The organism is Variovorax sp. Soil_C_19 (assembly GCF_057657255.1).
Genome location: NZ_JBDGIV010000006.1, coordinates 1 through 17,097, shown reverse-complemented (window position 1 = coordinate 17,097; position 17,097 = coordinate 1). Strand labels below are relative to the sequence as shown.

Sequence of the window (17,097 nt, the reverse complement as noted above, 5' to 3'; positions counted from 1 at the left end):
ACCAGTGGCGCAATTCGACGTTCATCGCAACAAAGGGAGCCAGAAAGAGAGCATTCCCTTTGTGGTGGTCATCCAGTCTGCGCGCTTCGATGCCTATCGTCGCAGAGTGGTTGCTCCTTTGGTCTTGCGCCAGCACGCTCCCGGCGCATCAGTTTCTGGGTCCCGGATGAATCCCATCTTCCGGATTGGGGGTGTCGAAGTCGTTCTCAACCCTCTGCAGGTGGTATCCGTGGCTACCGATCAACTTGGTGCCGCATTTGATTCTCTTGCGGAATATGGGCAACAGATCATTGATGCGATGGACGAGTTGATGACCAGGGCCTGGGGATAGGGGAACAATGCGCGGGCTCAACTCGGGCCAACACCGGACGTTGACCAACTCGGTCAACCCCGCGTTCGAGAAAACTGGTTGCGAAAGCACCCGTGCCGAAGACGGCAGCATTCCAACGTCATGCGACATCCGCCCTGGTCGCACGAAGTTTCGACAACAGCGACAACCCGGTCGTTACCCGAATGGAGCCACCCGATGTGGAGCATCTTGGCCGATCTGTGCACCGGCTTCTTCGAACTCGTGACGGATGTCTTAGTGTTCAGGCGCCAGCGCAGCAAGCACGGTCGCAGTCCGCGCAGTGTTGGGAAAGACACGTTCGAGGTCGTGCGCTTCGACTTCGTCACGTCGATTTTCATTGGGCTGGTCTGTGTCGGGTTGATGCTGCTCCTGGCCTTCGGGTTGGGGTGGTCGGTCGGCCTGAGCGTCGGGATCGGCGTAACCGTTGGAGTGATCTGGGGAGGCTGGCGATACTCCAAACTGGTTCGTGAGCGATGAGCGCGTCACAGCGCTGACCACGAACCAAGATCGTCCTCCGGAAAAGGCCGCGCTACGTCGGCCGAGCAGCTCGGCAAACAGTGTGAGAGCGCGCTGCTCGAACACTCGTCCAGCCCTCACGGATGATCCAGAAATGCATCAATCTCGCTAGCGGTACTTCTTGCGGTACGCATTACCCCGATGAGCGTTGCCGAAGCCGGCCCAGTCCATTCTCCATATCCCACCAGCCATAGTCCGGGCACGTCGCGCGAGCGAGTTCCTGCTGCGACCGGGACTTTTCCGTCCTCGACGGCGTCGAGCGATATGAGATGGTCCAGGGCCGCGCGAAATCCTGTGCACCAGATCACCGCGTCGAATCGGCGAGCGGTGCCGTCGTCCCAGAGCGCGCCGTCGGGCGTCATCCGGCGGAAAGGTCTGACGGACGACAGCACCCCTCGAGCACGGGCGTCCATGACCGGCGGCACCATGACGATGTCTCCGAATCCGCCCGGAAGCTCGTCGATGCTTCGCCCTTCCTGCAGCGCACGCCATCGTGCGGTCGCACGCTCGAACAGCACACGGCCGTCCACGTCATCTGGCAGAAACCTGGGCTCGTCTTCCGTGACCCACACGGTTTCGTTCGCCGAGAGCGACACTTCGGACAGGATCTGTGCACCGGAGTTTCCGCCGCCCACGATCATGACGCGCTGACCTCGGAATTCCTCCGGACTTCGGTAGTGCGCCGAGTGGAGCTGGCGGCCGGCGAAATCCTGCATGCCCGGATAGACGGGCATGAATGGCTTGCGCCAGGTGCCCGTTGCGCTGACGACCGTTCGCGCTGTCCAATTCCTGTCGCCGGCCTGCAGTTGGAAGCCCTGTGTATCGGGCGTGACCGAGGACACGAATACCGCTCGCTCGATCGGGAGTGCGTAGCGCTTTTCGTAGTCCCGCAGGTAGCTCACCACATGGTCGCGAGCGGGATAGCTTGAGCCTGCGCTCGGCATTGGCCAACCCGCGATCGAACTCCACGCTGCCGGTGAAAACAGACGCAATGAATCCCACCCATGCTGCCAGGCGCCGCCGCCGAACTCTTCGGCGTCCAGAATCAGAAACGTGCGCTGCGTGCGGCGCAGGAAGTACGCCACCGAGAGCGCGGCCTGGCCACCGCCGATGATGATCGCGTCGTAAGTCATTCGACTGTCAGGCCGCCGATTTCCGCGCCTTCACGGCCTGCGGAGTCGCCCTGATGCTGGTGGTCATGAGCGCCAGCGCAAGGCAGGCGGACAGGCCGAGTGCGGCTGAAAACCACAGCGCACCGTCACCCCACCGCTCCACGGCCATGCCGAACAGGAACGGCGCGCCCGCCTGCACGAGGCGCGCCGGCACCATCAAGAAGCCTTGCCGCTGGCCATAGCCCTTGGCGCCGAAGATCAAGAGCGGAAGCGTCCCGATGGCGATGGTCAGAATGCCGTTGCCCAAGCCGTGGAGCACCGCGAAGGCCGCGGCGGCCGAGGTGCCGAACAGGCCCAGACAGAGCGCGCCCAGTGGATGTGCCAGCGTGGCCAGCCTGGCCGACAGCAAGGGGTGCGCGCGCTTCAAGAAAGTGAACTCGATCAGCCGTCCCGCCACCTGCGCCGGCCCGACCAGCGCGGCGATTCCCACCGCCGCGGCGAGCGTGGCACCGCTGGCCAGAAGCAGCGCGGGCAGGTGCGCCGCCATGGCCGTGCTGATGAACCAGGCCACTGCAAACACATAGGCCATCAGGACTGCGGCACGGCGCTGCTGCGCGGGCGTGAGGCCCGGTCCGGTGTCCTTCTCGGAGGTCGCGTTCTCCTTCGATGCCGAATCGGCGCGGGACGCGCGAGGCAGAAGGGCATTGAGCGGCAGGCCGAGGACCAGGTGCAACGCGGCCCATGCAAGACAGGCGCCGCGCCATCCCACCGTGCTTTCCAGATAGGCCGACAGTGGCCACCCCACGGTGCTTGCAAAGCCCGCGAACAAAGTGATGCCGGTGATTGCTCTGCGCGCGTTCTGGCCATGCAGGCGCACCACGGTGGCGAAGGCTGCTTCGTAAAGGCCGCTGCCCATTGCGAGGCCCATCAAGGCCCAGGCCGCAAAGACGAGATTGGAATGTGTGGCCTGGCTCAGAAGAGCGAGACCGCCCGCGAACACCAGGTTGCTGGCCATGAGAACCGGTCGCCCACCGAGGCGATCGATAAGCCGGCCCGCGTACGGCCCGATCGCGGCGGCAACAAGGAGCGCCACGGAGAATGCGCCGAAGACCGTGGAGGTCGACATGCCCACATCCCTGCCGATGGCGCCGGCCAGGACCGCAGGCAGGTAGTACGACGACGCCCATGCCAGGGTCTGCGCCACCCCCAGCATCACCGTCGTCGTGGTCCTGCTCTGCACCGTGGCTTGCCCCCTCAGATGCTCCGAAGGTTGACGCGTTTCGAAAGAGCTTCTGCGCTCTCGCGCCGTTCGCTGTAGCGGTCGACCAGGTAGTCTGCGCAGTCGCGTGTGAGCAGCGTGAACTTCACGAGCTCCTCCATGACGTCGACCACGCGTTCGTAGTAGGGCGAGGGCTTCATGCGCCCGTCTTCCTCGAACTCGAGAAAGGCCTTGGCAACCGACGACTGATTGGGGATGGTGATCATGCGCATCCAGCGGCCGAGCACGCGCAGCTGGTTCACGGCGTTGAACGACTGCGAGCCACCCGACACCTGCATGACCGCGAGCGTCTTGCCTTGGGTGGGACGCACGGAGCCAACGGACAGCGGGATCCAATCGATCTGCGCCTTCATGATCCCGGACATGGCGCCATGGCGTTCGGGCGAGCACCAGACCATGCCCTCGGACCACTGCGCCAGATCACGCAGCTCCTGGACCTTCGGGTGATCCTCCGGTGCGCCGTCCGGCAGGGGCAATCCGCGCGGGTCGAAGATGCGCGTCTCAGCGCCCATCTTGCGCAGCAGTCGAGCCGCTTCTTCCGTGACGAGCCGGCTGTAGGAGCGTTCACGCACCGAACCGTAGAGCAGCAGGATGCGCGGCGCATGCATAGCCCGCACGGTGGGAAGCAAGCGCTGCAGATCCGGCTCGTGAAAGGCCTCGGGATCGAGGTTGGGGAGTTCAGGGCTTGGCGACACGTTGGCCTTTCGCATCGATCACGGCTTCGCCATCTTCCTTGGAGAACGCGCCCAGTTGGGGACGCGGCAGGATGTCGAGCACTGCTTCGGAGGGGCGACACAGGCGCGTGCCCAGCGGCGTCACCACGATCGGCCGATTGATGAGTATCGGATGCTGCAGCATGAAATCGACCAATTGGTCGTCGGTCCACTTCGGATCATCGAGGCCAAGCTCGTCGTACGGCGTTCCCTTCCGGCGCAGGACGTCGCGCACCGGCGTGCCCATGGCGGAGATCAACTGCTTCAGCGTGGTTCGATCGGGCGGCGTCTTGAGGTACTCGATCACCGTGGGCTCTTCGCCCGTGTTGCGAATCAGCGCGAGTACGTTCCGGGACGTGCCGCAGGCGGGGTTGTGATAGATGGTGATGTCGCTCATGAGGTACCAAGCGTGTGTGGAGGGTGACTGGTTTGTTTCAGCCTGCGCTGAGGCGCAGCGCCAGCGCGGCCAGCGTGACGGCGAGCACGGGGATGGTCATCACGATGCCCACCTTGAAATAGTAGCCCCAGGCAATGACCATGCCCTTCTTCGCGAGCACATGCAGCCAGAGCAGCGTGGCCAGGCTGCCGATCGGCGTGATCTTCGGGCCCAGGTCGCAGCCGATCACATTGGCGTAGATCATCGCTTCCTTCACGATACCGCTCGCGTTCGAGGCATCGATGGAGAGTGCACCAATCAGCACCGTCGGCATGTTGTTCATCACCGACGACAGCGCCGCCGTGAGGAACCCGGTGCCCATCGCCGCACCCCAGACGCCACTTTGCGCAAAGACGTCCAGCAGCGAGGCGATCTGACCGGTCAACCCGGCGTTGCGCAGACCGTAGACCACCAGGTACATGCCCAGCGAGAAGATCACGATCTGCCAGGGCGCGCCATGCAGCACCTTGCGCGTGCTGATGACGTGCCCGCGCGCCGCGACGGCGAGCAGGATGGCCGCGCCCACGGCTGCCACCGCGCTGACCGGCACACCCAGGGGTTCGAGGCCGAAGAAGCCGATGAGCAGGAGCACCAGAACGATCCATCCGGCCCGGAAGGTGGCGGGGTCGCGGATCGCCTCCACCGGGGCCTTGAGCTGCCTCACGTCGTAGTTCGCCGGAATGCCACGGCGGAAGTAGAGCATCAGCACCAGCAGGCTGGCCGCCACGGCCGCGAGGTTCACCGGGATCATCACGGCGGCGTACTCGTTGAAGCCGATCTTGAAGAAGTCGGCCGAGACGATGTTCACCAGGTTCGAGACGATCAGCGGCAAGCTGGCCGTGTCGGCGATGAAGCCGGCTGCCATCACGAAGGCCAGCGTGGCCGCCGGCGTGAAGCCGAGTGCGACGAGCATCGCCATCACGATCGGCGTGAGGATCAGCGCCGCGCCGTCGTTCGCGAAGAGCGCCGAAACCGCGGCACCCAGCAGCACGATGAAGGCGAACAGCAGCCGGCCGCGCCCGTTGCCCCAGCGCGCCACGTGCAGCGCGGCCCATTCGAAGAAGCCGGCTTCGTCGAGCAGCAGGCTGATGATGATGACGGCCACGAAGGTTGCGGTGGCGTTCCAGACGATGCCCCAGACGACCGGGATGTCGGCGAGTTGCACGACGCCGAAGAGCAGCGCGATCACGGCGCCGAGCGAAGCGCTCCACCCAATGCCGAGGCCGCGCGGCTGCCAGATGACCAGCACGAGGGTGAAGATGAAGATCAGGATGGCCGCGAGCATTGGAGAGTTCTTCTTGGTTGGAATTGGCGATGCACGAGCAGGCACTGCCGGCCCGCTGCATGAGGTCGGAAGATCGAGCCGTTGTGGATCAGATGGCTTCGAGGGTTGCGCGCAGCTGCGTGTCGTCCAACGTATCGAAGGGCACCTGCACCAGCTTGCGCATCCGTTCGCCGATGGCCTGGCGGGTGGATTCGAACGCCTCCCGCTTCTCGTCCGCGTTCGTCCCGGCATTGGAAGGATCGGGGTACCCCCAATGAATCTTCACGGGCGAGCCGGGCCAATAGGGGCAGGTTTCCTGCGCCGCGCTATCACAGACAGTGATGACCACCCGCATGGTGGGCGCACCGGCCTCTGTGAACTCGTCCCAGCTCTTGCTGCGGCAGCTCGACGTGTCGATGCCCGCGTTCTGAAGCACCTCGATCGCCATCGGATTGATGCGGCCGCTGGGCGCGCTGCCGGCGCTGTAGGCCCGCGCGTCGACACCCAGTTCTTGCGCCCAGTGATTGAGCATGCCCTCCGCCAGCACGCTGCGCGCCGAGTTGTGCGTGCAGAGGATCAGGATATTCGTCGTCATGTCAGCGGGTTCCGATGTCGCGCACTTCACGCTGAATGGCCAGGGTCTCGAGCTTGGCGAGCGGCAACGAGAGCAGAAATTCGATCCGGCGTTTCAACGTGACGGCGGCGTCCATGAAGGCGCGATGCTTGACCTCGTCCGAGCCATCGACCGCCGCGGGATCCGGAAGACCCCAATGGGCGCTGATGGGTTGCCCCGGCCAGATCGGGCAGACCTCACCGGCTGCCTGGTCGCAGACGGTGATCACAAAGTCCATCTGAGGCGCATCGTCCTTGGCGTATTCGCCCCAGCTCTTGCTTCGGTAGCCGGTGTCGCGATAGCGCAGCTGACGCAACGTGGCCAGTGCCAATGGATGTACGGCGCCCTTGGGATGGCTGCCGGCCGAGTAGGCGGCAAATCGATCGGAGCTCAACTGCTCGAGGATGCCCTCGGCCAGGATCGAACGTGCGGAGTTGCCCGTGCAGATGAACAGGACGTTGTGTTTTCGGTCGGTCATGATGAGTGGATTGCAGGTTGATGGATGCACAGGCGCCGGCTGAGCGTCACCGGGTGCAGCAAGCGCTTTTCGAGAGACCCAGCTGTTCGGCCGCCTTCGAGGCCACGCCTTGAACCTGCTGGCTGACCTGGTCGCGGCCCTGGCCGAAGATCCTGGAGGCATCCATCGTTCGGTAGTGCTCCCATGCCACGCCCTGCGGATCGGTGACCCAGTGCTTCTCGCTCTTGGCATAGCAGCAGACCGTCGCCCCCTCATCGAAAAGTGCACGGTCGGCCGCCTGGGCGCGGACCTTGAGTTCGGCGAGCTCGCTCGCGTCTTCGGCCTGAATGCCGAGATGGTCGATCCCCGTGCCGTGGCCCCTCGTGGAAATCGCGAAGTTGACCCTGGGGTCCTCCAGCATCCACTTGGCATAGTCCTGCTCGACGCGCGCAGGTTCCGCCGCAAAAAGGTTGGAATAGAACGCGATGCTCTTGCTCAGGTCATCGACATGCAGGTGAACGTGGAAACGCTTCATGATGGCTCTCCTAGGTGGACGTTGACGGGGCGGCAAGATGAAGTGCGCGAGCGTCAGCAGGCACACGAAGCGTCGACCTGCTCCGTGGCGCATGCCTGCCCTTGGCAGCAGTTCTCGGTGAGGTACGCCAACAGCGCATTCATCTGATCGAACGACGCCCGATAGATGAGATGCCGCCCCTGCCGCTCTTGCGAAACGAGGCCGGCGTTCGTGAGCTCCTTGAGGTGAAACGACAGGCTCGTTGCCGGAATGTCCAGGGCTTCCGTGAGCGTGCCTGGCGTCATGCCCTCGGGGCCGGCGACTACCAAGGCGCGAAACACGCGAAGGCGCACCGGTTGCGCAAGTGCGGCCAAGGAACGTACGACTGTATTTTCTTCCATTATTCAATTATCATCGAACTATTGAAATCAAGCAAGCGGACAAGCGTTCGAACAACGGCAGCTTCTCCGAAGGCGCGCTCAGAACGTCGTCGGGTGGCCGGCGCTGTCGGTCTCCGAGACCTTGAACCGCGCCAGCTCATCGCGCAGCCAGCCCTCGGCCCTGCCGAGCGGGCGCGACCTGTTCCACAGCAGGTCGACGCCGACCAGCCAGTCGGTGTGCGGATAGGCCTGCAGGCGCAGCTCCACCAAGTCGCCGCTCTCGAGCTCGCGCAGCACCAGCTGACGGGGCAGCGTGGCCCAGCCGAGGCCGGCACGCGTCATCTCGAGCAGCGCCAGGTGGCTCTCGGCGCGCCAGCGCCGCGTCGACGCCAGGTATTCGCTGCTGGGCAGTCGATCGCCGTGGGCGCTGAAGACCAGGCGCCCGTGCCGATGCAGTTCGGTGAAGCTCACGCTGGCGAGCCGGGCGAGGGGATGGTCGCGTGCGGCCACGTGCGACATCACGAGCTTGCCCATCTGCACGAAGCCCAGCTCGCGCGGATAGTCGGGCTGCGAGAACGCCAGCCCGAGGTGCGCAGTGCCTTGCAGGACCAGCGCGCTGACGTCGCCTTCGAGCGGATGGCGCACGTCGATGTCCACCAGCGGGAACCGCTCCGCGAAAGCCGCGAGCGGGGGCACCACGGCCTTGTAGGGCACCTCGATCGCCAGCGTGAGCCGCGGCTCGACGGCTTCGCCGAGGCTGCGCGCGTGGCGGTCGAGCTCCAGGCAGCGGTCCAGCACCTCCGATGTTTCGCGAAGGAGGCGCTGGCCGGCTTCGGTCAGCGTCGGGACCTTGGTGCCGCGGTCGAACAGCACCACGCCGAAGTCGACCTCGAGGTTGCCGATCGCCGCGCTCACCGACGACTGGGTGCGGCCCAGCCGGCGCGCTGCGGCAGAGAACGAGCCGGCCTCGGCGATGGCCGCGAACACTTCGAGCTGGTCGAGGGAATAACGCATGGCGGGATTGTTCCATCGAAGAAGCCGATGGTTATCAGTTTGGACTTGGCGGATAGCGCCCCGAAGATCGCGACGCCAGAAAAACCAAGGAGACGCGTTCGATGGAGACTTCTTCCCCAGTGGCCGTTCACCCGGTCGACCAGATCCTCCCCGTCCGGCAGATGGCCGGCTACGGGCTGCAGCACGTGCTGGTGCTCTATGCGGGGGCGGTCGCGGTGCCGCTCATCCTCGGCAGCGCGCTTGGCCTTTCGGCTTCGCAGGTCGTGCTGCTGATCAATGCCAACCTGCTGACCTCCGGCGTCGCGACGCTGATCCAGACGATCGGGTTCAGGCGCTTCGGCGCCCGCTTGCCGCTGGTGCAGGCCTGCTCGTTCATCGCGCTCGCGCCGATGATCATGATCGGCAAGGAATACGGCCTGCCGGCCGTCTTCGGCGCCGTGATTGCGGGTGGTGCCGTCACCGTGCTGCTCGCGCCGGCGATCAGCCGGCTGCTGCGGTTCTTTCCGCCGGTGGTGATCGGCAGCCTCATCACCGTGATCGGCATCACGCTGATGCCCGCTGCGGCGATCTGGCTTGGCGGCGGCAACCCGGACGCGAGCGATTTCGGCAGCGCCGCTAACCTGGGCCTTGGGCTCGCGACGGTGGCGATCACGCTCTTCGTCTATGCGCGCTTCGGCGGCTACGTCGGCAATCTGGCGGTACTGATCGGCCTGGCCGGTGGCACTGCGCTGGCCGCGGCCTTCGGGCTCACGAGCTTCGCGCCGGTGGCGCAGGCGGCCTGGTTCGAGATCAGCGCGCCCTTTGCATTCGGTGCGCCCACTTTCGGCCTGGTGCCGACGTTGATCATGACGCTCGCGATGCTGGTGATCATGGCCGAGACCACGGGCAACTGCCTTGCGATCGGGCAGATCGTCGGGCGCCCCGCCACCCAGACCACGCTGGGCGATGCCTTTCGCGCCGACGGGCTGTCGACCATGATCGGCGGCATCTTCAACAGCTTTCCTTACAACGCCTTCACGCAGAACACCGGGCTGATCGCGCTGTCGGGCATCAAGAGCCGCTACGTGGTGGCGACCGCAGGGCTGATCATGGTCCTGATGGGGCTGTTCCCGAAGCTCGGCGCGCTCATCGCCTCGGTGCCGCGGCCGGTCCTCGGTGGCTGTGCGATCGTGATGTTCGGCATGACGACGGTCGCCGGCATCCAGGAGCTCGCGCGCGTGCGCTTCGAGGGAACACGCAACGCGATCGTGGTTGCGGTGTCGGTCAGCATCGGCGTGCTGCCGATGTCCTTTCCGGCGCTCTTCGCGCAGGCCAGCGGGCCCGCAAGGCTGGTGCTCGAGAGCGGCATCTTCCTTTGCGCGATCACGGCCGTGCTGCTCAACCTGCTCTTGAACCGCGGCCGCGACGCACACGCGGCATCATCCACTTCCGCATCCACTTCTCCCTTGCATACACCGACACCATGACCACGCCCGCCCCATCCATCCTTCAGCCGCGCGAACTCGAACTGCTGCGCCAGGCCATCGCCCTGTCGGAAGAATCGAAAGCGCAGGGCCGGCATCCCTTCGCGGCGCTGGTCGCCGACGAAAACGGCAACGTCGTCGCCGAGGCGGGCAACAACTCGATGCCGCCCGAAGGCGATCCGACCCAACATGCCGAACTGGTGGCGGCGGCGCGGGCCGCACGGAAGCTCACGCCCGAGCAGCTGCTGCGCTGCACCCTCTACACCAGCGCCGAACCCTGCTGCATGTGCGCGGGCGCGGTCTACTGGACCGGCATCGGCCGTGTGGTCTATGCGCTGTCGGAGCACACGCTGCTCGGGCTCACCGGCGATCATCCGGAGAACCCGACCTTCTCGCTGCCCTGCCGCGAAGTCTTCGCACGCGGCCAGCGCCGCGTCGAGGTGCTGGGGCCGCTGCTGGAAGACGAGGCTGCGGCGCCGCACCGCGGGTTCTGGCAGCAGGGCTGACGCGCCACGGGGCGGTGCGGTAAAACGGCACCTTTCCCTGACCCGGCGTCGCCCATTCCATGACTTTCCCCGTGCCATCCCCATTGCCCTTGTCCGGCGTTCGCGTCGTCGAGTTCTGTTCCACCGCCTCGGGCCCGTTCTCGACCATGCTGCTGTCCGACATGGGCGCGGACGTCGTCAAGGTCGAGCCGCCCGCGGGCGACGGCCTGCGCCAGTGGCCGCCGCTGAACGAGGGCTACAGCGAGAATTTCGCGGCGCTCAACCGCAACAAGCGTTCGGTGGCGCTCGACCTGAAGACACCGGCCGACCTGGCGCTGGCGCGCAAGCTCGTGCTCGAGGCCGACGTGCTGGTCGAGAACAACCGGCCCGGCGTGATGGACCGGCTGGGCCTGGGCTATGCGAGCTTCGCGGAGAGCCGGCCGCAGCTGCTGTACTGCTCGATCTCCGCCTACGGCCAGAGCGGCCCGCGCTCGGGGGAGGGTGGCTTCGACCTCACGGTTCAGGCCGCGGCCGGCGTGATGAGCGTTACCGGCGAGCCCGACGGTGCCCCGGTCAAGTGCGGCGTGCCGCTTTCGGACTTCGCCTCCGGCCTGTATGCCGCCTTCGCCATTGCCGCAGCCCTGGCGAACGTGCGCGCAGGCGGGCAGGGCGCGCACATCGACGTGCCAATGTTCGGCTGCACGCTGGGCATTGCGGCGCTGCAGACCAGCGAGTACTTCGGCAATGGCCGCAGTCCGGTGAAGCTGGGCTCGGCGCATCCGCGCAACGCGCCATACCAGGCGTTCCAGGCGGACGACGGCTTTTTTGCGATCGCGGCCGGCAACCACAAGCTCTGGCTCGAGGTCTGCCGCGTGGTCGGCATGCCCGAACTGGCGTCCGACCCGCGCTTCGTCAGCACCACCGACCGGGCGCGCAACCAGGGCACGCTCAAGGACATCCTGGAGGCCGTGTTCACGCAGCGGCCGGTGGCCCACTGGATCGATGCGTTCCATGCCGCGGGCGTGCCGCACGCGCGCATCAACGACTACGCCGCCGCGTTGGCCGATCCGCAGACCGCACACATGGAATGGGTGCAGCCGCTGACGCTCCCCAATGGCCGCCAGACGCAAACCTTCGCCTCGCCGATACGCTTCAACGGCAAGGGCTTTCCGATCCGGCGAACGCCGCCCGCGCTCGGCGAGCACACAGCCGAGATCCGCCAGCGCTTTGCGCAGGGAGACGCCTGATGGCCGCCCGGCTCCTCGAATTCGTCGCCGCGATGACGCGGCTCGTCAACGAAGGTCCGCGCAGCGAGGCACAGATGCTGGAACGCGCGGCACCGTTGATGCGTGCGCTCGTCGCCGAGGACGACTGGCTGCCCGAGCCAATGACGGCAAGCCATCCGCAGTACTACCAGCAGCACCTGCTGTATGGCGATCCGCTCGACCGCTTCTCGCTCGTGAGCTTCGTCTGGGGGCCGGGTCAGAAGACGCCGGTGCACGACCACACCGTGTGGGGAATCATCGGCATGCTGCGCGGCGCGGAGTGCGGCCAGCGCTACGCGCCAGGTGCCGAGGGCCGGCTGGTCGCGCAGGGCGACGAGGTCACGCTGCGCCCGGGCGAGCTCGACATCGTCTCGCCCGACCTCGGCGACATCCATGTGGTGCGCAACGCATTCGCCGACCGCGTGTCCATCAGCATCCACCTGTACGGCGGCAACATCGGGCGCATCGAGCGGCATGTGTTCGTGCCGGAAGCGGGCGAGCGCAAGAACTTCGTGTCCGGCTACTCGAATGCGTTGACGCCCAACCTCTGGGCACGGGAGCAGTCATGACGAGCGCCCCGCGACAGCTGCGCATCGATCAGCGCGAGGACGTGATGCACGTGGTGATGGCGCGTGCGGGCAAGGGCAACGCGCTGTCGGCCGAACTCGTGGCCGAACTGACGCAGGCCGTCGACGTGGCGCGCGAGGCGAATGTGCGCCTCTTCGTGCTGTCGGGCGAAGGGCGGCATTTCTGCACCGGCTTCGATCTCTCCGGGCTCGACGCCGAAACGGACGACAGCCTGCTGGCCCGCTTCACCCGCGTGGAGCTCCTGCTGCAGGCCCTGCATGCGGCACCGTTCACCACGCTCGCGGTCGCCCACGGCCGCACGATCGGCGCGGGTGCCGACATCTTCTGCGCCTGCGCCGAGCGTTGGGCCGTCGGCGACACCAGTTTCGCCTTCCCGGGCGCAGCCTTCGGGCTTGTGCTGGGCACGGCACGGCTTGCCGATACCGTGGGCGCTACCTGCACCCGCGCCTGGGTCGAGGGCGGCATGTCGATCGACGACGGCGCCGCGTTCGAAGCCGGCCTGGTCACGCGCCGGCTGGCGCCCGAAGCGCTCGACGAAGCGCTGGCGCAGCTGGCGGCCCGCTCACGCCGGCTCGACGCGCCCACCCAGCGCGGCGTCCAAGAGGCGATCGACGTCGCCCGCCGCCCGCGCGGCGACGCTGGCGATGCCGAGGACCTGGTGCGCCTTGTGCGCTCGGCCGCACGGCCCGGCCTGCGCGACCGCATCGCCGCCTACCGGGCGGGACACAAGCGCGGCTGAGGGCCGCGGCGTTACGTCACGGTACCCGTCGGCGTTACGTAACACGCAACGCCAGGCTGGTAGACGGCCGGCCCGGTCTGGCCAATCTTCCACGATGTTCGGCGGAGATAACGTCTTTTGCGCGCGCCCTCCGCGGCCAGTGCACCTGCGCAGGTTCGGCACACATGTTGCGCCTCGTGTGAATGAACATCGCTTTCACCACCGTCTGGAACGCCGCACTCGGCGCTTGGGTTGCAGCTTCGGAACTCGCGCGCGTGCGCGGAAAACGTAGCAGCAGTAGCACCCGCTCGCGCGTCGGCCGTGCAGTGGGCATGGCCGGACCGTTGCTCGCGGCCGCGGGCTTCGCCATGACGGCACCCGCCTGGGCCGCATGCACGTTGACCGGCTCCACGCTCGATTGCACCGGTTCCAACCCCGGCTGGCGGGGCGTGGCCGACGGCGGGATCATCAACAACAGCGGCACCATCGGCACCTTCAACGACGGCACATGGGGTGTCTACGTCGGCGGCAACGTCACGGTCAACAACACCGGCACGGTCACCGGTACGTCGGGCGTGGTGGCCGGAGGCAATGCGGTAATCAACAACAACGGCGGCTCGATCGTTGCCAGCGATCGCGCGATCCAGGTCACCGGTGGACCGGTCACGCTGACCAACTCGAACGGCGGCGTGATCGAAGGCCTGGCCGGCGCCCTGCTGTACGGCGGCGGCACGATCGTGAATGCCGGCAACAGCCGCATCACCAGCACGGGCAACTACCTCGGGCTCGGCTTCGGAGGCGGCAGTGCAAACATCACCAATACCTTCGGCTCCACCATCGAGGGCCAATACAGCATCTACGGCCAAGCCACGTCGCTCACGATCGACAACGGGGGTCTGCTGCGAGGCCACATCGCCCTCGACCACGGTCTTGTGCAGCGCGTCACGCTTCGTACCGGCAGCCGGATCGTCGGCAACCTCAGCATCGGCGCCATGGCGGGGTCGACGCTGACGTTGGCGGGCGCGGGCACCCAGGTCTATTCACAGGCCGCGTCGGGGATCACCGACTTCGGCGGCGACCTGATCAAGGTCGACAGCGGCGACTGGTTGATCGACCGGTCGATCGGGCCCCGGACCGCTTCGATCGAGGCAGGTGCGCTGGGCTTCGGCGCCGGCGGTACGTTCGGCGGCAATGCCGCGGTGAGCCTGGCCGCAGGCTCGCAGCTCTACACGGTGACGGGCGCCACGCCGCTCATCGGCAACCTCCAGGGCGCGGCGGGCAGCACGGTGTCGCTGGGCGCCGGCTCCGCACTGCGCCTCAACGACAACCTCGATTCCAACGTCGCCAGCGACATCAGCGGCTCGGGCACGCTGATCAAGTTCGGCACGGGCCTGCTGGCGCTGAGCGGCAACAACAGCGGTTTCACGGGCGGCATCACGGCCTATGGGGGCACGCTGCAACTGACGGGCGCAGCGGCGCTGGGCGGCGCGGCGCTGGGCATCGGCGGACCGGTCACGCTCACCAGCGCGGCTCCCGCGTTGTCGCTGAACGCGGTGGACCTGTTCGCGGGCGGCGGCACGCTGGCGGTGCAGGCGCCCGGCAGCGTCACCTTCAACGGCCTGGTGTCCGGCGCGGGCGCGCTGGACCTGCGCGCAGTCGGCGGCGCGGTGTCACTGCTGGGCAACAACAGCTACGGCGGCGGCACGCGCCTGGGGGCCAACTCGGTGCTGGTCGGCAGCGACACCGCGCTGGGCGCCGGCACGGTGTCCATCGAAGGCAACGTGGCCCTGTCGGGCAACGCACCCCGTGCGCTGGCCAATGCCTTCTCGATCGACGCGGGCCGCACGCTCACGGTCACCGGCCCGGCGATGTCGATCGGCGGCACGGTGTCGGGCGACGGCGCCATCGTGAAGGTCGGCGGGAGCGAACTGGTGCTGGGCGGCGCCAACACCTACGCGGGCGGCACGCTCGTGGCGCAAGGCACGCTGCGCATCGCCAATGCGTCGGGCAGCGCCACCGGCCTGGGCGCCGTCACCGTGGGCAAGGGTGCCACCCTGGCCGGCAGCGGCGCCATGGCCGGCCCGGTGGTGGTGAATGCGGGCGGACGCCTGTCGGTGGGCGCGAGCGTGGGCACGATGAACACCGGAGCGCTGACGCTCGCGGCGGGCTCGTCGCTCGACATGGAACTCGGCCAGGCCGGTGTGGTCGGCGGCGCTTTCAACGACCTGCTGAACGTCAACGGCGACCTCGCGCTCGGCGGCACGCTCAACGTGAGCCAGTCGGCCGGCGGCAATTTCGGCGCGGGCCTTTACCGGCTCATCAACTACACCGGTGCACTCACCGCCAATGCGATGACCATCGGCAGCGCGCCCACGCCGCCGGGCTACCTCGCGCTGCAGACCAGCGTCGCGAACCAGATCAACCTGGTCAACACCGGCGGCCTCGCGCTCAACATGTGGGACGGCGCCAACCCTGCCAACTTCAATGACGGCAAGATCGCCGGCGGCGCGGGCACCTGGCGCGCGGGCAGCCCCGGCGACAACTGGACCGACGTGAACGGGGTGGTGAACGCAGGCTGGGTCCAGGACGGCTTCGCGATCTTCGGCGGCACGGGCGGCGCCGTCACGGTGGACAACAAGGGCACCGATGGCGCGGTGCGCATCGGCGGCGCGCAGTTCGCGGTCGACGGCTACAGCATCGACGGCGATGCGTTGACGATCAGCGCACCGTTGGGCGTGGTTCGCGTAGGCGACGGCTCGGCGGCCAGCGCGGGCATGACCGCGAGCATTGGCGCGGCGATCGGCGGCGCGGGCGGCCTCGTGAAGGAAGACGGCGGCACGCTGGTGCTGGGCGGCGCGAACACCTACGCGGGGGGCACCACGGTCAAGGGCGGCATCCTGCAGATCTCGGCGGACCACAACCTGGGCGTGGCCGGCACCGGGCTGGCGTTCGACGGGGGCACGCTGCGCGTGGCCACCGGGGTCAGCACGGTGGCCTCCACGCGCGCCATCACGCTGGGCGCGGGCGGCGGGACCTTCGAGATGGCGAGCGGCAGTTTCGACGCGAACGGGTCCATCGGCGGTGTCGGCGGCCTCACGGTCAGGGGCGCGGGCGGGGTGGGTGGTGCGCTGGTGCTGAATGCCGCGAACACCTACGACGGTGGCACGCTGCTGCGGGACGGAGGCTCGATCATCGCCAACGCGGACGGCGCCTTCGGCAGCGGCGACGTGCGGCAGGAAACCGATGGCACGCAGGTGGCGATCACGGGTTCGGCGAACGCCGGCAGCACCCACTTCACCGTGGGGCGTGCAGGCAGCGCCGACAGCGCGAACACGCTCGGGTTCGCGCAGACGGCCTCGGCCGGCGCGGCCCGCATCGACCTCCATGGCCAGGGTTTCTTCGGCGGCACCCTCAATGGCGTGGTGTTCGGCGATGCCAGCACCGCGGGCAGCGCGACCATCGACAACCAGGGCGGGACGGTCGTCTTCACCGACACGGCCAGCGCAGGCAACGCGGCCATAACGGTCGGTGCCAACAGCCTCCTGGGCTTCGCGTTCGATGCCTCCGCAGGCACGGCCAAGGTCCACAACCAGGCCGGCGGCGTGGTGTACTTCGCGGGCAATGGGTCCGCGGGCACGGCGACGATCACCAACGCGAGTAGCGGCAAGGTCGACGTGTCGGGCATCACGGCGCCGGCAGGCCTTTCGATCGGCTCGCTCGCGGGCGACGGCGCGGTGGTGCTTGGCGCCACGCAGTTGGCGCTGGGCGGCTTGAATGCCAACGACGCGATCTCGGGCGCCATCTCCGACACGGGCAGCCTCTTCCCGCAGCCCGGCACGGGCACCGGCGGCTCGATCGTCAAGGTGGGCAGCGGCACGCTCACGCTCACGGGCGCCAACAGCTACACCGGCGGCACCACCGTGGCGGCCGG

General features: G+C 67.3%; 18 protein-coding genes. 8 read left to right on the top strand and 10 right to left on the bottom strand.

Annotated elements, in window-relative coordinates:
* Positions 1 to 4: 4 nt before the first annotated feature.
* Both AC3A6R_RS14465 and AC3A6R_RS14460 read left to right on the top strand, forming a co-directional pair.
* On the top strand, positions 5 to 331 hold the full coding sequence (locus AC3A6R_RS14465) for a CcdB family protein (protein WP_487860580.1): 327 nt from the start codon (positions 5 to 7) through the stop codon (positions 329 to 331).
* A 195-nt stretch (positions 332 to 526) separates the two neighbouring features.
* Complete coding sequence (locus tag AC3A6R_RS14460) at positions 527 to 826, top strand: hypothetical protein (protein WP_487860581.1); 300 nt, start codon at positions 527 to 529, stop codon at positions 824 to 826.
* A 116-nt stretch (positions 827 to 942) separates the two neighbouring features.
* Here the strand turns inward: AC3A6R_RS14460 and AC3A6R_RS14455 are convergent, their stop codons facing one another.
* The 10 genes from AC3A6R_RS14455 to AC3A6R_RS14410 all read right to left on the bottom strand — a co-directional run bounded on the left by AC3A6R_RS14455 (position 943) and on the right by AC3A6R_RS14410 (position 8,647).
* Positions 943 to 1,998 carry an ArsO family NAD(P)H-dependent flavin-containing monooxygenase gene (locus AC3A6R_RS14455; RefSeq protein ID WP_487860582.1) on the bottom strand — a complete coding sequence of 352 codons (1,056 nt, stop codon included), beginning with the start codon at positions 1,996 to 1,998 and terminating at the stop codon, positions 943 to 945.
* A gap of 7 nt (positions 1,999 to 2,005) precedes the next feature.
* The gene (locus AC3A6R_RS14450; RefSeq protein ID WP_487860583.1) at positions 2,006 to 3,217 is read right to left on the bottom strand and encodes an MFS transporter; all 1,212 of its coding nucleotides are present in this window, start codon (positions 3,215 to 3,217) and stop codon (positions 2,006 to 2,008) included.
* 14 nt (positions 3,218 to 3,231) lie between these two features.
* Positions 3,232 to 3,966: an arsenical resistance protein ArsH gene (gene arsH, locus AC3A6R_RS14445; protein ID WP_487860584.1), complete on the bottom strand. Its 735-nt coding sequence runs from the start codon at positions 3,964 to 3,966 to the stop codon at positions 3,232 to 3,234.
* On the bottom strand, positions 3,935 to 4,366 hold the full coding sequence (arsC, locus tag AC3A6R_RS14440; RefSeq protein ID WP_487860585.1) for an arsenate reductase (glutaredoxin): 432 nt from the start codon (positions 4,364 to 4,366) through the stop codon (positions 3,935 to 3,937). The genes arsH and arsC overlap by 32 nt, the downstream gene beginning before the upstream one ends.
* A gap of 37 nt (positions 4,367 to 4,403) precedes the next feature.
* A complete protein-coding gene (locus AC3A6R_RS14435) occupies positions 4,404 to 5,690 on the bottom strand; it encodes an arsenic transporter (protein ID WP_487860586.1) in 1,287 nt (428 codons plus the stop codon).
* Between the two features lie 88 nt (positions 5,691 to 5,778).
* Positions 5,779 to 6,264 carry an arsenate reductase ArsC gene (locus AC3A6R_RS14430; RefSeq protein ID WP_487860587.1) on the bottom strand — a complete coding sequence of 162 codons (486 nt, stop codon included), beginning with the start codon at positions 6,262 to 6,264 and terminating at the stop codon, positions 5,779 to 5,781.
* A gap of 1 nt (position 6,265) precedes the next feature.
* Positions 6,266 to 6,760, bottom strand: coding sequence for an arsenate reductase ArsC (locus AC3A6R_RS14425; RefSeq protein ID WP_487860588.1), 495 nt, complete (start codon positions 6,758 to 6,760; stop codon positions 6,266 to 6,268).
* 46 nt (positions 6,761 to 6,806) lie between these two features.
* A complete protein-coding gene (locus tag AC3A6R_RS14420) occupies positions 6,807 to 7,274 on the bottom strand; it encodes an ArsI/CadI family heavy metal resistance metalloenzyme (RefSeq protein ID WP_487860589.1) in 468 nt (155 codons plus the stop codon).
* A gap of 53 nt (positions 7,275 to 7,327) precedes the next feature.
* Positions 7,328 to 7,654 carry an ArsR/SmtB family transcription factor gene (locus AC3A6R_RS14415; protein WP_487860590.1) on the bottom strand — a complete coding sequence of 109 codons (327 nt, stop codon included), beginning with the start codon at positions 7,652 to 7,654 and terminating at the stop codon, positions 7,328 to 7,330.
* Positions 7,655 to 7,732: 78 nt separating this feature from the next.
* Positions 7,733 to 8,647 (bottom strand): LysR family transcriptional regulator, encoded by a 915-nt coding sequence (locus tag AC3A6R_RS14410; RefSeq protein ID WP_487864690.1) that lies wholly within the window; start codon positions 8,645 to 8,647, stop codon positions 7,733 to 7,735.
* 101 nt (positions 8,648 to 8,748) lie between these two features.
* On the opposite strand from AC3A6R_RS14410, the gene AC3A6R_RS14405 reads away from it, so the two are divergent.
* The 6 genes from AC3A6R_RS14405 to AC3A6R_RS14380 form a co-directional block, all read left to right on the top strand.
* A complete protein-coding gene (locus AC3A6R_RS14405; protein ID WP_487860592.1) occupies positions 8,749 to 10,113 on the top strand; it encodes a nucleobase:cation symporter-2 family protein in 1,365 nt (454 codons plus the stop codon).
* The gene (locus AC3A6R_RS14400; protein ID WP_487860593.1) at positions 10,110 to 10,616 is read left to right on the top strand and encodes a nucleoside deaminase; all 507 of its coding nucleotides are present in this window, start codon (positions 10,110 to 10,112) and stop codon (positions 10,614 to 10,616) included. The genes AC3A6R_RS14405 and AC3A6R_RS14400 overlap by 4 nt, the downstream gene beginning before the upstream one ends.
* Before the next feature lie 59 nt (positions 10,617 to 10,675).
* Positions 10,676 to 11,842, top strand: a complete 1,167-nt coding sequence (locus AC3A6R_RS14395; RefSeq protein WP_487860594.1) for a CaiB/BaiF CoA transferase family protein — start codon at positions 10,676 to 10,678, stop codon at positions 11,840 to 11,842.
* The gene (locus AC3A6R_RS14390) at positions 11,842 to 12,429 is read left to right on the top strand and encodes a cysteine dioxygenase family protein (RefSeq protein ID WP_487860595.1); all 588 of its coding nucleotides are present in this window, start codon (positions 11,842 to 11,844) and stop codon (positions 12,427 to 12,429) included. The genes AC3A6R_RS14395 and AC3A6R_RS14390 overlap by 1 nt, the downstream gene beginning before the upstream one ends.
* On the top strand, positions 12,426 to 13,187 hold the full coding sequence (locus tag AC3A6R_RS14385) for an enoyl-CoA hydratase/isomerase family protein (RefSeq protein ID WP_487860596.1): 762 nt from the start codon (positions 12,426 to 12,428) through the stop codon (positions 13,185 to 13,187). The genes AC3A6R_RS14390 and AC3A6R_RS14385 overlap by 4 nt, the downstream gene beginning before the upstream one ends.
* A 182-nt stretch (positions 13,188 to 13,369) precedes the next feature.
* Positions 13,370 to 17,097 (top strand): beta strand repeat-containing protein (locus AC3A6R_RS14380; RefSeq protein WP_487860597.1); only part of this gene is annotated, 3,728 nt, incomplete at its 3' end.

Excerpts from the sequence above, each read along its gene's own strand:
- AC3A6R_RS14460 (WP_487860581.1), top strand. The coding sequence starts at position 527 with ATGTGGAGCATCTTGGCCGATCTGTGCACCGGCTTCTTCGAACTCGTG.
- AC3A6R_RS14455 (WP_487860582.1), bottom strand. The coding sequence starts at position 1,998 with ATGACTTACGACGCGATCATCATCGGCGGTGGCCAGGCCGCGCTCTCG.
- arsH (WP_487860584.1), bottom strand. The coding sequence starts at position 3,966 with ATGCGAAAGGCCAACGTGTCGCCAAGCCCTGAACTCCCCAACCTCGAT.
- arsC (WP_487860585.1), bottom strand. The coding sequence starts at position 4,366 with ATGAGCGACATCACCATCTATCACAACCCCGCCTGCGGCACGTCCCGG.
- AC3A6R_RS14435 (WP_487860586.1), bottom strand. The coding sequence starts at position 5,690 with ATGCTCGCGGCCATCCTGATCTTCATCTTCACCCTCGTGCTGGTCATC.
- AC3A6R_RS14430 (WP_487860587.1), bottom strand. The coding sequence starts at position 6,264 with ATGACGACGAATATCCTGATCCTCTGCACGCACAACTCGGCGCGCAGC.
- AC3A6R_RS14425 (WP_487860588.1), bottom strand. The coding sequence starts at position 6,760 with ATGACCGACCGAAAACACAACGTCCTGTTCATCTGCACGGGCAACTCC.
- AC3A6R_RS14420 (WP_487860589.1), bottom strand. The coding sequence starts at position 7,274 with ATGAAGCGTTTCCACGTTCACCTGCATGTCGATGACCTGAGCAAGAGC.
- AC3A6R_RS14415 (WP_487860590.1), bottom strand. The coding sequence starts at position 7,654 with ATGGAAGAAAATACAGTCGTACGTTCCTTGGCCGCACTTGCGCAACCG.
- AC3A6R_RS14410 (WP_487864690.1), bottom strand. The coding sequence starts at position 8,647 with ATGCGTTATTCCCTCGACCAGCTCGAAGTGTTCGCGGCCATCGCCGAG.
- AC3A6R_RS14405 (WP_487860592.1), top strand. The coding sequence starts at position 8,749 with ATGGAGACTTCTTCCCCAGTGGCCGTTCACCCGGTCGACCAGATCCTC.
- AC3A6R_RS14400 (WP_487860593.1), top strand. The coding sequence starts at position 10,110 with ATGACCACGCCCGCCCCATCCATCCTTCAGCCGCGCGAACTCGAACTG.
- AC3A6R_RS14395 (WP_487860594.1), top strand. The coding sequence starts at position 10,676 with ATGACTTTCCCCGTGCCATCCCCATTGCCCTTGTCCGGCGTTCGCGTC.
- AC3A6R_RS14390 (WP_487860595.1), top strand. The coding sequence starts at position 11,842 with ATGGCCGCCCGGCTCCTCGAATTCGTCGCCGCGATGACGCGGCTCGTC.
- AC3A6R_RS14385 (WP_487860596.1), top strand. The coding sequence starts at position 12,426 with ATGACGAGCGCCCCGCGACAGCTGCGCATCGATCAGCGCGAGGACGTG.